The 13983-nt window shown below is 61.8% G+C and carries 14 protein-coding genes; 7 read left to right on the forward strand and 7 right to left on the reverse strand.

The window, feature by feature from the left end; translation table 11 throughout:
* Entirely contained in the window at window positions 1–1065 is a 1065-nt protein-coding gene (hrcA, locus tag AYJ57_RS07660; RefSeq protein ID WP_066103434.1) for a heat-inducible transcriptional repressor HrcA, read from the reverse strand.
* Window positions 1066–1179: 114 nt separating this feature from the next.
* Here hrcA and rph point away from each other — a divergent pair, with 114 nt between their 5' ends.
* The 3 genes from rph to hemW are packed head-to-tail and all read left to right on the forward strand — an operon-like array spanning window position 1180 to window position 3672.
* Window positions 1180–1890, forward strand: coding sequence for a ribonuclease PH (gene rph, locus AYJ57_RS07665; RefSeq protein WP_066103437.1), 711 nt, complete (start codon window positions 1180–1182; stop codon window positions 1888–1890).
* Window positions 1887–2510 carry an RdgB/HAM1 family non-canonical purine NTP pyrophosphatase gene (gene rdgB / locus AYJ57_RS07670; protein ID WP_066103439.1) on the forward strand — a complete coding sequence of 208 codons (624 nt, stop codon included), beginning with the start codon at window positions 1887–1889 and terminating at the stop codon, window positions 2508–2510. Before rph ends, rdgB begins: the two co-directional genes overlap by 4 nt.
* Window positions 2503–3672, forward strand: coding sequence for a radical SAM family heme chaperone HemW (hemW, locus tag AYJ57_RS07675; RefSeq protein ID WP_066103442.1), 1170 nt, complete (start codon window positions 2503–2505; stop codon window positions 3670–3672). Before rdgB ends, hemW begins: the two co-directional genes overlap by 8 nt.
* Before the next feature lie 252 nt (window positions 3673–3924).
* Here hemW and AYJ57_RS07680 read toward each other — a convergent pair whose 3' ends face one another.
* Genes AYJ57_RS07680 through rho form a run of 6 tightly spaced genes read right to left on the reverse strand, consistent with a single transcriptional unit; the run spans window position 3925 to window position 10750 of the window.
* Window positions 3925–4830, reverse strand: coding sequence for a ParB/RepB/Spo0J family partition protein (locus AYJ57_RS07680; RefSeq protein WP_066103445.1), 906 nt, complete (start codon window positions 4828–4830; stop codon window positions 3925–3927).
* A 28-nt stretch (window positions 4831–4858) separates the two neighbouring features.
* Entirely contained in the window at window positions 4859–5668 is an 810-nt protein-coding gene (locus AYJ57_RS07685) for a ParA family protein (protein ID WP_066103448.1), read from the reverse strand.
* Window positions 5661–6281, reverse strand: coding sequence for a 16S rRNA (guanine(527)-N(7))-methyltransferase RsmG (rsmG, locus tag AYJ57_RS07690; protein ID WP_066103451.1), 621 nt, complete (start codon window positions 6279–6281; stop codon window positions 5661–5663). The genes AYJ57_RS07685 and rsmG overlap by 8 nt, the downstream gene beginning before the upstream one ends.
* Window positions 6278–8155: a tRNA uridine-5-carboxymethylaminomethyl(34) synthesis enzyme MnmG gene (gene mnmG, locus AYJ57_RS07695; protein WP_083191182.1), complete on the reverse strand. Its 1878-nt coding sequence runs from the start codon at window positions 8153–8155 to the stop codon at window positions 6278–6280. The genes rsmG and mnmG overlap by 4 nt, the downstream gene beginning before the upstream one ends.
* A gap of 3 nt (window positions 8156–8158) precedes the next feature.
* Window positions 8159–9442, reverse strand: a complete 1284-nt coding sequence (mnmE, locus tag AYJ57_RS07700) for a tRNA uridine-5-carboxymethylaminomethyl(34) synthesis GTPase MnmE (protein ID WP_066103456.1) — start codon at window positions 9440–9442, stop codon at window positions 8159–8161.
* A gap of 24 nt (window positions 9443–9466) precedes the next feature.
* Entirely contained in the window at window positions 9467–10750 is a 1284-nt protein-coding gene (gene rho / locus AYJ57_RS07705) for a transcription termination factor Rho (protein ID WP_066103459.1), read from the reverse strand.
* Between the two features lie 527 nt (window positions 10751–11277).
* On the opposite strand from rho, the gene AYJ57_RS07710 reads away from it, so the two are divergent.
* From AYJ57_RS07710 to dnaQ, 4 genes are read left to right on the forward strand one after another with little or no spacing between them, the layout of a single operon-like run.
* Entirely contained in the window at window positions 11278–11877 is a 600-nt protein-coding gene (locus AYJ57_RS07710; RefSeq protein ID WP_066103462.1) for a Maf family protein, read from the forward strand.
* Window positions 11874–12704 (forward strand): shikimate dehydrogenase, encoded by an 831-nt coding sequence (locus AYJ57_RS07715; protein ID WP_066103465.1) that lies wholly within the window; start codon window positions 11874–11876, stop codon window positions 12702–12704. The genes AYJ57_RS07710 and AYJ57_RS07715 overlap by 4 nt, the downstream gene beginning before the upstream one ends.
* Window positions 12704–13294 carry a dephospho-CoA kinase gene (coaE, locus tag AYJ57_RS07720; protein WP_066103467.1) on the forward strand — a complete coding sequence of 197 codons (591 nt, stop codon included), beginning with the start codon at window positions 12704–12706 and terminating at the stop codon, window positions 13292–13294. Before AYJ57_RS07715 ends, coaE begins: the two co-directional genes overlap by 1 nt.
* A complete protein-coding gene (gene dnaQ / locus AYJ57_RS07725) occupies window positions 13287–13979 on the forward strand; it encodes a DNA polymerase III subunit epsilon (RefSeq protein WP_066103468.1) in 693 nt (230 codons plus the stop codon). The genes coaE and dnaQ overlap by 8 nt, the downstream gene beginning before the upstream one ends.
* Window positions 13980–13983: the final 4 nt, after the last annotated feature.

Here is a 13983-nt window from a genome sequence, read left to right on the forward strand (position 1 = left end):
CTAGCTCCGCTCAGCAATCAGCCTGCCGACCAGCTGTGCCGTGTAGTCCACGATGGGTACGATCCGCCCGTAGTTGAGCCGCGTGGGTCCGATGACCCCAACCGCACCGATTATCTTTCGATCCGCGTTCATATATGGAGACACCACCAGAGAGGAACCCGAAAGTGAGAAAAGTTTGTTCTCCGAGCCGATAAAAATGCGGACCCCGTCGCCTGCTTCGGCAAGCTGAAGGAACTCGGCGATATCCCGCTTGCGCTCGAGGTCGTCAAACAGCGAGCGGATGCGGTCGAGCTCTTCGACCTCGCTGTCCTGACCCAGAAGATTCGCCGTGCCGCGCACGATCAGACGGGCAGAATTGTCGGCGTCCTTTTCCCACGCCGCCATGCCGGTTTCGATCAGAGCCGCGGCCAGCGCGTCGATCTCTTGCCGCCGCGCGCTGATCTGCCGACCGATCTCGCCGCGCAGTTCAGACAGCGTCTTGCCCTCGATCAGCGCGTTGAGGAAGTTCGCCGCCTCGCGCATCGAACTTGGGGTCTGCCCCGGTGGCGGGGTGAAGAGGCGGTTCTCGACGTGACCATCGGCAAACACCAGCACCACAAGCGCGCGGTCATGGCCCAGCGAGACGAACTCGATATGCTTGACCGGTGCCTCATGTTTCGGCGTCAGCACCAGCGACGCACCATGGGTCACCCCCGAAAGCGCCGCGCCGACCCGGTCGAGCAGGCCGCCCACATCGTCGCTGCGGTTCGAAGTGGTCGCGTCCAGCGCCTCGCGGTCGGACATATCCAGATCGCGCACTTCCAGCAGCCCGTCGACGAACATCCGCAGACCCACCTGCGTCGGCACGCGCCCGGCGGAAACATGCGGGCTGTCGAGCAGACCGAGATATTCGAGGTCTTGCATCACGTTGCGGATCGTCGCCGCCGAGACCTTCTCGGACAGGCTGCGCGTCAGGGTGCGCGAACCGACCGGCTCGCCCGTCTCGAGATAGCTCTCAACCACGCGGCGAAACACCTCGCGCGAGCGATCGTTCATTTCATCAAGAAGACGGTTACCCTCTTTCATCCTAAACTCCGGCTGTTCAGGGTCATTAAAGGTGCCTCTCGCGCCCCGTCAATCGGGGTTGCGGCAAAGCATCTGCACCAGTATCCCGAGCGCGACTAGGATAAGAGGCACCGAATGAGACCTTCAGGACGAGATCTAAGTGATATGCGCGCCGTTTCAATCGAGACAGGTGTCACGAAACATGCCGAAGGGTCTTGCCTGATCAAAATGGGCGATACCCACCTCATCTGCACCGCCACGCTCGAAGAGCGCGTGCCGCCCTTCGTCAAAGGCTCGGGCCTTGGCTGGGTGACGGCGGAATACGGCATGCTGCCGCGCTCCACCGGCTCGCGCATGCGCCGCGAGGCGTCGAGCGGCAAACAGGGTGGCCGCACCGTCGAGATCCAGCGCCTAATCGGCCGGTCGCTGCGCGCCGGTGTCGACCGGGTTGCGCTTGGCGAGCGTCAGATCACCATCGACTGCGACGTGATCCAGGCCGATGGCGGCACCCGCTGCGCCGCGATCACCGGTGGTTGGGTCGCGCTGCGCCTTGCGGTGAACAAGCTGATGAAGGCCGGTATGATCAAAAGCGATCCGCTGACCCCCGTGGCTGCCGTGAGCTGCGGCATCTACGCCGGTCAGCCGGTGCTCGATCTTGACTATGCCGAGGATTCCGAGGCCGGTGTCGACGGCAACTTCATCCTGCGCGGCGATGGCCAGCTGATCGAAGTTCAGATGTCCGCGGAGGGCGCCACCTTCAGCCGCGATCAGATGAACAAGCTGATGGACCTCGCCGAAGCGGGCGTTTCGAAGTTGGTCGAGGCGCAACTGGCGGCCACCGCATGACCCGCAAGTTCACCGACAAGAAGCTGCTCGTCGCCACCCATAATGCCGGCAAGCTCGAAGAGATCACCGATCTGCTGAAGCCCTTCGGCATCGAGGTCGTGGGTGCCAAGGAGCTTGACCTTCCCGAACCCGAGGAAACCGGCACCACCTTCGTCGAGAATGCCCGCATCAAGGCGCATGCGGCGGCAAAGGCCACCGGCCTGCCCGCCCTCGCCGATGACAGCGGCATTTCTGTCGATGCTCTGGACGGTGCTCCCGGTGTCTATACCGCCGATTGGGCCGAAACCGGCAAGGGCCGCGATTTTATCATGGCCATGGGCAAGACCCATGACGCGCTGCGCCAGACCGGTGCCGAGCAGCCCTGGACCGCGCGTTTCAACTGCACGCTGGTTCTGGCTTGGCCCGATGGCACCGACGCGGTGTTCCCCGGCGTGATGGAAGGCCGCGTGGTCTGGCCGATGCGCGGCGACAATGGTCACGGCTACGACCCGATCTTTCAGCCCGAGGGCTATGAGATCACCTTCGCCGAGATGGGCAGCGACGAGAAAAACCGCATCAGCCACCGCGCCGATGCCTTTGCCAAATTCGTGAAGGGCTGCTTTGCCCAAGACGATGCCTAAGCCCGGGCCTGAAACCTGGCGTGAAGGAGGCTTCGGCCTCTACGTGCATTGGCCTTTCTGCGAGGCCAAATGCCCCTATTGCGACTTCAACAGCCACGTCGTCCGGTCAATCGACCAGACCCGCTGGGCCGAAGCGCTGAGCTCCGAGGTCCGCCGCTATGGCGAGATGACCTCGGGGCGTCATCTCAACTCAATCTATTTCGGCGGCGGCACCCCTTCGCTGATGGAGCCTGCCACCGTTCAGGCGGTGCTCGATGCCGCGCGCGAGCATTGGACATGGGCCAATGACATCGAGATCACGCTCGAGGCCAATCCCCGCTCTGTCGAAGTGTCGAAGTTCGAGGGCTTCCGCGAGGCGGGCGTAAACAGGGTCTCGATGGGCATTCAGAGCCTGCGTCCCAATGATCTGCGCCGCCTCGGACGGCTGCATGACGTGGATGAGGCGATTGCCGCGCTCGGCACCGCGAAGTCCGTCTTTGACCGGGTGAACTTTGACCTGATCTATGCCCGCGAAAACCAGAGCATTGCCGACTGGGAAGTGGAACTGCGCGAGGCGCTCGATCTCGCCGGCGATCACCTGTCGCTCTACCAGCTGACCATCGAGGAAGGCACGATGTTCTGGGAGCGCGCGCAGCGTGGCCAAATGAAGCATCTGCCAGGCGAAGACCTCGCCGCCGACATGTTCCTTGCCACACAAGAGATCACCGCCAAGGCGGGCTTTGCGCCCTATGAAGTGTCGAACCACGCGCTGCCCGGCGCGCAGTCGCGGCACAATCTGGTCTACTGGCGCGGCGGCGATTACGTCGGCGTGGGCCCCGGCGCGCATGGGCGCGTCACCGTGAACGGCGTTCGCCACGCGACCGAAGCATGGAAGATGCCCGGCGCCTGGATCGAAAAGGCCGAAGCCCGTCGCGCCGACAGCGTCTTCGATCCGCTCGATACGTCAGACATTATGACCGAGTTCGTGATGATGGGCCTGCGCCTCGCCGAAGGCATTTCGCTGTCGCGGCTTGGCCAGATCTCCCCGACGCCCCTGCCCGCTCAGAAGATCGCCGACCTTCAGGACATGGGCCTTCTGTGGCGCGAGGGAGATCTCCTTGGCGCCACCACCGAGGGGCGGCTTGTCCTCAACGGCGTGATTGCCGAGCTTCTCACCTCATGATCCACGTGGAACATACCCACAGGATCCTGTGCAGATCCGGCCGAGATCCTGTGGACAGATCTGATCGCGCGAGACAGGTGAAACACAAAAGGCCGAGCCACTATGGCTCGGCCTTCGTGTTTTCAGGGTGTTTTCCGGGTGGATCTGCCAGATCTAGAGGGATCTGAGCATCAAACCGCTACCCCTTGTTTCCTCAGTGAATATGCCTGCGGCGGTCGCGAGATCTCTCCACAGGATCCTGTGGAGATCTCTTCAGCGTGCCGCGCTGAGGATGGCGCAGAGCTTGTCGAGTTCCTCGAAGGTCCGGTAGCTGATCGTCAGCTTGCCATTCTCCTGTCCCGGCTGGTTCTGGATCGCGACTTTCATCCCAACAGCCGCCGAGAGATCTCCCTCAAGCGCGCGGGTGTCAGCGTCCTTTTCAGACCCTGCAAGGCTGGTTCGAGACGGGCTCTGCTCTTTCTGCGGCTGCGGCTTCGCAAGTTGCTCGGCCTGACGCACCGACAGCTTGCGGCGCACGATCTCCTTGGCGACCTCTTCGGGGTTCTCGGCCGTGACCAGCGTACGCGCATGGCCTGCGGTCAGTTGCCCCTCGACCACCATAGTCTGAACCGACTCCGGCAGGTTCAGCAGGCGCAGCAGGTTCGCGATATGGCTCCGGCTTTTGCCAAGCGCTTCGGCGATCTTTTCCTGCGTGTGTCCGAAACGGTTCATCAGCTGCTTGTAGCCCGCCGCCTCTTCGATCGAGTTCAGGTCCGCCCGCTGGATGTTCTCGATGATCGCGACTTCGAGCACTTCGATGTCGTCGAACTCGCGCACCAGCGCAGGGACTTCGTGAAGCTGCGCCATCTGCGCGGCGCGCCAACGACGCTCGCCCGCGACGATCTCAAACTCGCCTTCCGACCCCGGACGCGGACGGACGATAATCGGCTGGATGATCCCCTTCACGCGGATCGATTCCGCCAGCTCGTTAAGCTGGTCCGGCGTGAATGTCCGGCGCGGCTGATCTTTGTTGGGGAAGAGTTTCTCGATCGGGATCATGCGATCAGGTGTCCTTGGTGTCGTATCCGCCTCGGCCTCGGCAGGCCGGACGTCGACGTCGGACATAAGCGCCGAAAGCCCACGTCCGAGCCCTCGCCGCATTTCGCGTTTCTCTGCCATTTCTGCCCTCTCGTGACGTATTTTTTGGTTATGCCGCCATCTGCGCATTGTTGCGCAGCAGTTCCTCTGCGAGGGCGCGATAGGCCAGCGCACCCTTCGAATTCGTGTCGTAAGTCAGGACTGGGCACGCATAAGACGGCGCCTCGCTCACCCGCACGTTCCGCGGGATCACGGTGTTGAACACCAGATCACCGAGGTTGGCGCGCGCATCCTCTTCCACCATGCGCGACAGGTTGTTCCGCGCGTCGAACATCGTCAGCACAATCCCCTCGATCCGAAGGTCGGGATTGGCGCTCTGGCGCACTTCACGGATCGTCAGCATAAGCTGCGACAAACCTTCGAGCGCGAAGAACTCGCTTTGCAGCGGCACCAGAATGGAATGCGCCGCGACCATCGCGTTCACCGTCAGAAGGTTCAGCGAGGGCGGGCAGTCGATCAGGACGAAATCAAAGCCAAACTGGGCCATATCCGCCTGCCGCAGCGCATCATGCAGAAGGAAGCTGCGCTTTTCGTTGGCGACGAGTTCGATGTCTGCCGAGGCCAGATCAACCGTTGCCGGGATCAGCTGCAGGTTCGGCGTTTCCGTCGAAAGGATCATATCCGACAGCGGCGCGTCTTCGAGAAGCAGCTCGTACGCGGTGTATTCGCGCGCCTCAGGCTCGATTCCGAGCCCGGTGGACGAGTTCCCCTGCGGGTCGAGGTCGACCACGAGAACCTTCAAACCGCGCTCTGCCAGCGCCGCGCCGAGGTTGATCGTCGTCGTGGTCTTGCCCACCCCACCCTTCTGATTGGCAATGGCTACGATCTTGGCCGCGCCGGGCCGGAAGGTATCAGACATGAGTCGGCACTCCGATTTGCAAGACAACCGCATTGGGATCAGTAAGGCTTGTATGCCGTGTCAGTTTAAACTGCCACATCTTGCGTGCTTCGGCGATTTCTTTTTCCGCCTGCGCGCCCTTTGGGAAGAGCGCCATGCCGGTCTCGCTCAAGTGATGATCAGCGAAACCAAGAAGTTTATCCAAAGACGCCAGTGCCCGCGCGCTGAGCACATCGGCCTTCAGCGACGGGATCTCTTCGATACGGCGCGCTTCGACATTCGCCGTCGCACCCGTTTCCCGCAGAACCGTCCGCAGGAACGCGCATTTCCTCTGGTCGCTTTCCACCAGCGTGACCTTCATATCCGGTGCGAACTCGTCGCGCAGGATCGCCACGACCAGCCCGGGGAACCCTCCGCCACTGCCGAGATCCGCCCAATGCGCGGGTTTTTCCTGCGGAATCTGCCAGATCTGAGCGGAATCCACGATATGCCGCGTCCAAGCCTCGTCGAGCGTGCTTGGCGAAACGAGGTTGATCCGTGGATTCCATTTCTTCAGAAGGTCGGTGTAGTGCTCGAGGCGGTCCCATGTTTCACGTGAAACACTGAGACCGCCGCCAAGGTCCGGAAAGCTCATGCGCTGCGCGCCTTTTCGACGCGGCGAAGACGGATCAGCAGAAGCGACAGCGCTGCCGGCGTCATTCCATCCACTTTCGCCGCTTGAGCAAGCGTGGAAGGGCGAGCATGCGCCAGCTTTTGCTTCAGCTCGTTGGAAAGCCCTTCGATGCTCGCGAAATCGAAGTCTGCCGGGACCTGATAGGTCTCGTCCCGCTTCAGCGCTTCAACGTCGCGCTTCTGCCGATCAATGTAATTGGCGTAAAGCGCGTCCTTTTCCAGCTGGCTGCCGATCTCTTCGTCGATTTCCGTGAGATCCGGCACATGGGACCGGAGGAACTCCATCGCAATATCAGGGAAGGACAGCAGTTGGAACAGGCTGCGGCGTGCGCCATCAGCGTTCATCTTCAGGCCAAGCTCGGTCAATTCCCGCGGCGTCATGGTCAGATCAGAGAGAATCCCCCTGCCCTGCTCGAGCTTTTCGGACTTCTCAAGGAATGCCGCTTTGCGCGCTTCGGACACGCAGCCGATCTCGAGAGCCTGCGGAGTCAAGCGCTGGTCCGCATTGTCGGCCCGCAGCGAAAGGCGGAATTCGGCGCGCGAGGTGAACATCCGGTAGGGCTCGGTCACGCCGCGCGACGTCAGATCGTCGATCATCACGCCAATATAGCTGTCGGTCCGGCTGAAAGTGATCTCCTCGCGCCCCAAGCTTTGGGCGGCGGCGTTGAGGCCTGCCACAAGACCTTGTGCCGCGGCTTCCTCATATCCCGTTGTGCCGTTGATCTGGCCAGCGAGATAAAGGCCCGAGACAGCCTTCACCGAAAGCCGCAGGTCCAGCGCGCGCGGATCGACGTAGTCGTATTCGATCGCGTATCCGGGCTGCAGAATGCGCGCGTTCTCCAGACCGACGATCGAGCGAACATAGGCGTCCTGCACATCCTCGGGCAGCGAGGTCGAAATGCCGTTCGGATACACCGTGTGATCGTCGAGACCCTCGGGCTCGAGGAAGATCTGATGCGACTCTTTATCGGCAAAGCGGACGATCTTATCTTCGATCGAGGGGCAGTACCGGGGGCCAATGCCCTCGATATGGCCGCCATACATGGCGGATCTGCTCAGATTGTCGCGGATCAGCTCGTGCGTGCGTGCATTGGTGTGGGTGATCCCGCAAGAGATCTGCCGCGCGTAGGGCGCCTTCGACATGAAGGAGAAGAGCACCGGGTCATCGTCACCGGGCTGGCTTTCCAGAATGTCCCAATTGATCGTGCGCCCATCCAGGCGCGGCGGCGTGCCGGTTTTGAGCCGTCCGAGCGGCAAAGCCAACTCATCCAGACGTTCGGCAAGCTTCACCGCCGGCTTATCGCCCATCCGGCCACCGGGCCGCTTTTGATCGCCAATATGGATGACGCCACGCAGGAATGTCCCGGTGGTCAGCACGACAGCGCCGGCTTTCAGCTCGGATCCGTCGGAAAGAACCACGCCCTGCACGAGATCTCCCGACTTCAGAAGGTCGGTCACCTCGCCTTCCACGATCGAGAGGTTCGGTGCGGCTTCCATCTCGCGCAGCATGGCTTCGCGGTAAAGTTTGCGGTCGGCCTGCGCGCGCGGACCTTGGACCGCGGGGCCTTTGCGGCGGTTCAAAAGGCGGAATTGGATCCCGGCCTGATCCGCGACACGACCCATCACGCCGTCCATGGCGTCAATTTCGCGCACTAGGTGGCCTTTGCCGAGGCCACCAATCGCCGGATTGCACGACATCACGCCAATTCCGCCCCGAGTCAGCGTGACCAGAGCGGTGCGCGCACCAAAACGGGCCGCTGCAGCAGCGGCTTCGGTGCCGGCGTGACCACCGCCGACGACAACGACGTCAAAGTCGAGTTGTTTCACGTGAAACACTCCTTACTTACCCAGGCAGAAGCTCGAGAAGATCTTGTCCAGCAGATTTTCAACGTCGACGCGGCCGATCAGGGCTTCAAGGCGTCGAATCGAGACCCGGACTTCCTCTGCAGCGATATCATACCGCTCGGGTCCGAAATCAAGCAATTCCAGCGCGGTTTCAAGGGCTGCGCTGCCTTCGGCAAAGGCCAGCCGGTGACGTTCGCGTGTGGCAAGACCGCTGGATTGAACGCGCTCGGACAATGTATGGCCAATTTGCGCGACAAGCGCATCAATGCCCTGCCCCGTGCTCGCGGAAATCGCCTCGGCATCGCCGGAGAGATCTCCCTTGGACCGTCGGATGATGTCGCCGCCGCGCGGTGAGACATCCAAGGTTTCATCCGCTTCGAGCAGGAAAACCCTCAGATCTGCCAGTTCAGCGCGGTCGCGTGCGCGTTGGATGCCAATCTTTTCGACCGGATCCGCCGCTTCGCGCAAACCCGCGGTGTCGAGCAGCGTCACCGGGAGTCCGGCGATTTCCATGCGCACCTCGATCACATCACGGGTCGTCCCGGCGTGTTCCGAGGTGATGGCAGCGTCGCGACCGGCGAGCACGTTGAGCAGGCTGGATTTACCCACATTCGGACGCCCAACAATGGCGACCTCAAAGCCGCTGCGAATGCGTTCCGCCGCATCGACGCCAGCCAGTTCGCGGTCGACCTCGGATTTCACTTTCAGAAGCGCGGCGCGAACGTCGTCCGAGACGTCGACAGGCACTTCCTCGTCGGCGAAATCAATGGTGACCTCAAGCAGAGAGGCCGCGAAGATCAAATCCTCGCGCCAGGCTTCGACCTTTTGCCCAAGTGCGCCCGCAAAGACGGTCATCGCCTGATTGCGCTGGCTTTCGGTCTCGGCTTCGATCAGATCCGCCAGCGCTTCGACTTGTGTTAGGTCGAGGCGGTCATGCTCCAGCGCGCGCCGGGTGAATTCACCGGGCTCGGCCTGACGGATCCCGTCCATCGCGCCAAGCTCGCGCAGAACGGCACGCAGGATCGCGATGCTGCCGTGCAGATGAAATTCGACAGTGCGTTCGCCAGTAAAGCTTTTGCCCTCTTCGAAGACCAGAACCAGCGCTTCGTCGAGGATTTGCCCTGCCCCATCGGTCAGGCGGCGCAGCGCGGTGCGGCGCGGCGCGGGAATGTCGCCGCAAAGACGAGAACAGGCGTCCCATGCGGAGGGTCCGGAAACCCTCACCACGGAAACGCCTGCTTTGCCGACCGCGCTGGCAAGTGCGAAGATCGTATCCATCCCCGCCTCCTTTGCGGTTTATGTTTAACTGTTCATGGAGTCGAAGAATTCGCCGTTCGTCTTCGTCTGCTTGAGCTTGGAGAGCAAGAACTCGATCGCGTCCGTCGTGCCCATCGGGTTGAGGATACGGCGCAGCACGAAGGTCTTTTGCAGGTCGACCTTGTCGGTGAGCAGGTCCTCTTTCCGGGTGCCCGACTTGAGAATGTCGATCGCCGGGAAGACGCGCTTGTCGGCAACCTTGCGGTCGAGAACGATCTCGGAGTTGCCGGTGCCTTTGAATTCTTCGAAGATCACCTCGTCCATACGCGAGCCGGTGTCGATCAGCGCGGTGGCGATGATGGTGAGCGAGCCACCCTCTTCGATGTTCCGCGCGGCACCGAAGAAGCGCTTCGGACGCTGCAGCGCGTTGGCATCGACACCACCGGTCAGGACCTTACCCGACGACGGCACGACGGTGTTGAACGCCCTACCAAGTCTTGTGATCGAGTCAAGAAGGATCACAACATCTCGTTTGTGCTCCACAAGGCGCTTGGCCTTTTCGATGACCATTTCCGAGACGGCAACGTGGCGCGTGGCAGGCTCGTCGAAGGTCGAGGAGACAACCTCACCCTTCACCGAACGCTGCATGTCGGTCACTTCTTCCGGACGTTCGTCGATCAGCAGGACGATCAGATAGCACTCGGGGTGGTTCTTCTCGATCGAGGTGGCGATGTTCTGCAGCAGAACCGTCTTACCGGTCCGCGGCGGTGCCACGATGAGCGAACGCTGGCCCTTACCGATCGGCGCGACCAGATCGATGATGCGGGCCGATTTGTCCTTGATCGTCGGGTCTTCGATTTCCATCTTCAGACGCTCGTCAGGATAGAGCGGTGTCAGGTTGTCGAAGGCGATCTTGTGACGGGCGCGTTCCGGGTCTTCGAAGTTGATCGCAGAGACGTCGACCAGCGCGAAGTAGCGCTCTTCATTGTCGGGTGCTCGGATCTCGCCTTCGATGGTGTCGCCGGTGCGCAGCGAATACTTCCGGATCATCTCGGGCGAGACATAGATGTCATCGGGACCCGGCAGATAGTTTGCCTCGGGCGAGCGAAGGAAGCCAAAGCCGTCCTGCAGCACCTCAAGAACGCCGTCGCCGAAGATGGTCCAACCCTCATCCGCACGCTCGCGGAGAATTTGGAACATCATCTCGCCTTTACGCATGGTCGAGGCGTTCTCGATGTCGAGCTCTTCGGCCATGGCGAGGAGATCTTTCGGGCTTTGCGCCTTCAGATCGGACAGGTTCAGCCGTTCAGTGCTTTCGGCACTTGTCATGCAGTCCTCCGGGCCGCGGTCGGCCGTTCTTTGTCATGTCTTTCGGGAAGATCCCACCCGGACGGGTGTTGAGAGAATGCCTATCCCCTCCCCCCGTCGAAGTCAATTCCCGGCGGCGGGTCTGGGCGGGGCCCGGTCTCTCTCAATTTAAAGAAAGAAAAAAGAGAGATGATTTTGTTTTTAGGGGAGCCCCAGACCGGTGGATCAAATGGTTCAGGGGCTTTCGTCCACGTGGAGAGATCCTGTGGATAGATCTGCGGAGATCCCTTGGCGCAGTTTTGGAGGAATCGGCCTTTGGATCAACGCAGCAAGGGATCTCTCGGGGTTTTGCTTCATTGTGGAAAGATCTTAAACAGGTGGTCGTCCACGAGCTTCTCCACAGCGAGGAGTTTTCCAAACCCACAGACTCAGGAATCACCGTGGAACATCGTGAAACCGGAGAGATCTCCCCAGCCTTGAAACTGCGGACGATTTTCCCCAGAAGCTTCCTCTGACAAAGACCCAAGGCTGCGAACAGGTTTATCCACATGAGTCTTCCGCTCATCCTCGCCTCCGGCTCGCAAATCCGCGCCGAACTGCTCCGTGCGGCGGGCGTTTCCTTTGGAATCGAGGTCGCGCGCGTCGATGAAGAGTCGATTCGCGACTCACTTCTCGCGGAAGGCGCTCCGCCGCGCGATGTGGCCGACGCTCTGGCCGAGTATAAGGCGCGCAAAGCCTCCGACAAAAATCCCGGCGCGCTGGTGCTGGGCTGCGATCAGGTGCTGAGCTGCAACGGCACGCTCTATTCCAAGCCGCGCAGCCCCGAAGAAGCCCGCGCGCAGCTGATGGAGTTGCGGGGCCAGCGGCTCAGCCTGCTGTCGGCTGCGGTGATCTATGAAAACGCCGAGCCGGTCTGGCGCCATGTGGGTGTGGCGCGGCTGCGGATGCGCGAGTTTTCCGAAGCGTATCTCGACGACTATATAGAGCGAAACTGGGAAAGCCTGCGTAGCTCCGTCGGCGGCTTCAAGCTGGAGGAAGAGGGCGTGCGCCTGTTTGCCAGCATCGAGGGCAGTCATTTCACCATTCTCGGCCTGCCTCTGCTCGAGCTTCTGGCCTTTTTGCAGGTACGGGGGATCATTGCCGGATGACCGACCACAAGATTCCGCTCGCGGGCGTCATCGGCTCGCCCATCGCGCATTCCCGCTCGCCGCTGCTGCACGGCCACTGGCTGAAGCGCTACGGGCTGCCGGGGCATTACATCCCGATGGATGTGCCCGCCGCCAAACTGGCCGAGACGCTTCGGCTGCTGCCGCAGATCGGGTTCGTTGGGGTGAACATCACCATTCCGCATAAAGAGCGGGTGATGGAGATCGCCGATGTGGTTTCGGACCGGGCGACGCTGATCGGTGCGGCCAACACGCTGACCTTCCGCGACGACGGCAGCATCTATGCGGACAACACCGACGGCTACGGCTTTATCGAGAACCTGCGTCAGAGCGCGCCCGACTGGCAGGCGGCCAGCGGCCCGGCCGTGGTGCTGGGTGCAGGCGGCGCTTCGCGGGCGGTGATCGCCTCGCTGCTCGATGCGGGGGTGCCCAAGCTCTATCTCAGCAACCGGACCCGGACGCGGGCCGAAGCTCTGCGCGAGGATTTTGGCCAGCGCGTGCATGTGGTGGACTGGGTCCGTGCGGGCAATGTGCTCGAAGACGCGGCGACGGTGGTCAACACAAGCTCGCTTGGCATGGTCGGCAAGCCGGAACTGCGGGTGCCGCTGGATGGTCTGCGTCCCGGAACGCTGGTCACCGACATTGTCTATACCCCGCTCGAGACCCGGCTTTTGCGCATCGGGCGCGAGCTCGGCTGCACTTGCGTCGACGGTCTGGGCATGTTGCTGCATCAGGCGGTGCCCGGTTTTGAGCGCTGGTTCGGCAAGCGCCCGGTGGTCGACGCCGACGCCCGCGCCGCGGTGCTGTGATGCGTTTTCGCCTCGGCCTCACCGGCTCCATCGGCATGGGAAAATCGCAGACCGCGGCCTTCTTCGCCGAGGCGGGTTGCGCGGTCTGGGATGCGGATGCGGCGGTGCATCGGCTCTATGGCGTGGGCGGTGCGGCGGTGGCGCCGATCCAAGAGATCTTTCCGCAGGCAATCAAGGACGGCATGGTTTCACGTGAATCCCTGCGCGAAGTGATTGCTGGGGACCCGGCGGCGCTCAAGCGGATCGAAGAGATCGTGCATCCGCTCGTCCGGCACGACCGTGCGGAGTTTGCCGAAGGGAACGCGGGAAAAATCGGTGTCTTCGACATTCCCCTGCTGTATGAGACCGGTTCCGAGGCCGAGTTTGACGCGGTGGCCTGCGTGACCATCCCGGCAGATGTACAACGCGCGCGGGTTCTGACCCGTGGCACCATGAGCGCCGAGGACCTGGATCGCATTCTTGCGCGGCAAATGCCAAACGACGAAAAATGCGCCCGCGCGGATTTTGTGATCACAACTGACACGCTGGACCACGCGCGCGCGCAGGTTCAGGATGTGCTGAGAGAAATCGAAAGGCGGATCGATGCGTGAGATCGTTCTCGACACTGAAACCACTGGCTTCGAGCCGGAACAGGGCGACCGTATCGTCGAGATCGGCGCGGTCGAGCTTTATAATCACGTGCCGACGGGCAAGGTCTATCACCAGTACATAAACCCCGAACGCTCGATGCCGCAGGAGGCGTTCGAGGTGCACGGGCTGGGCGATGATTTCCTGCGAGACAAGCCTGTGTTTGCCAAAATCGTCGATGAGTTCATTGCCTTCGTCGGCACCGATGCCAAGCTGGTCATTCACAACGCCACGTTCGATGTGAAATTTCTCAATGCCGAGTTGAAATGGGCGAACCGACCGCAGCTTCCGAAAGATTGCGCCATCGACACGCTGATGATCGCGCGCAAGAAATTTCCCGGCTCTCCGGCGTCGCTGGATGCGCTCTGCCGCCGTTTCGGCATCGACAACTCTAGCCGGACGCTGCACGGCGCGCTGCTCGACAGTGAGATTCTGGCGGAAGTCTATCTGGAACTGATCGGTGGCAAGCAGCCGGATCTGGTGCTCGCGCCGGTGTCTTCGGGCCGCAATGCATCCGGCGGGGACGAAGAATGGCGTCCGCAGCGCCGGGCGCAGCCCCTGCCCTCGCGCCTGACCGAAGAAGAAAAGGCGGCTCACGCCGCCTTTGTCGAGAAACTCGGAGAAAACGCGCTGTGGTCGCGGGGCTGACGCC

It is taken from the genome of Salipiger sp. CCB-MM3 (assembly GCF_001687105.1).
GTDB lineage: Bacteria > Pseudomonadota > Alphaproteobacteria > Rhodobacterales > Rhodobacteraceae > Salipiger.

Coding starts and splice junctions, on each gene's coding strand:
- rdgB (WP_066103439.1), top strand. CDS start 1,887: ATGACCCGCAAGTTCACCGACAAGAAGCTGCTCGTCGCCACCCATAAT.
- hrcA (WP_066103434.1), bottom strand. CDS start 1,065: ATGAAAGAGGGTAACCGTCTTCTTGATGAAATGAACGATCGCTCGCGC.
- rsmG (WP_066103451.1), bottom strand. CDS start 6,281: ATGAGCTTTCCGGACCTTGGCGGCGGTCTCAGTGTTTCACGTGAAACA.
- dnaQ (WP_066103468.1), top strand. CDS start 13,287: ATGCGTGAGATCGTTCTCGACACTGAAACCACTGGCTTCGAGCCGGAA.
- coaE (WP_066103467.1), top strand. CDS start 12,704: ATGCGTTTTCGCCTCGGCCTCACCGGCTCCATCGGCATGGGAAAATCG.
- AYJ57_RS07680 (WP_066103445.1), bottom strand. CDS start 4,830: ATGGCAGAGAAACGCGAAATGCGGCGAGGGCTCGGACGTGGGCTTTCG.
- AYJ57_RS07710 (WP_066103462.1), top strand. CDS start 11,278: ATGAGTCTTCCGCTCATCCTCGCCTCCGGCTCGCAAATCCGCGCCGAA.
- AYJ57_RS07715 (WP_066103465.1), top strand. CDS start 11,874: ATGACCGACCACAAGATTCCGCTCGCGGGCGTCATCGGCTCGCCCATC.
- rho (WP_066103459.1), bottom strand. CDS start 10,750: ATGACAAGTGCCGAAAGCACTGAACGGCTGAACCTGTCCGATCTGAAG.
- AYJ57_RS07685 (WP_066103448.1), bottom strand. CDS start 5,668: ATGTCTGATACCTTCCGGCCCGGCGCGGCCAAGATCGTAGCCATTGCC.
- rph (WP_066103437.1), top strand. CDS start 1,180: ATGAGACCTTCAGGACGAGATCTAAGTGATATGCGCGCCGTTTCAATC.
- mnmE (WP_066103456.1), bottom strand. CDS start 9,442: ATGGATACGATCTTCGCACTTGCCAGCGCGGTCGGCAAAGCAGGCGTT.
- hemW (WP_066103442.1), top strand. CDS start 2,503: ATGCCTAAGCCCGGGCCTGAAACCTGGCGTGAAGGAGGCTTCGGCCTC.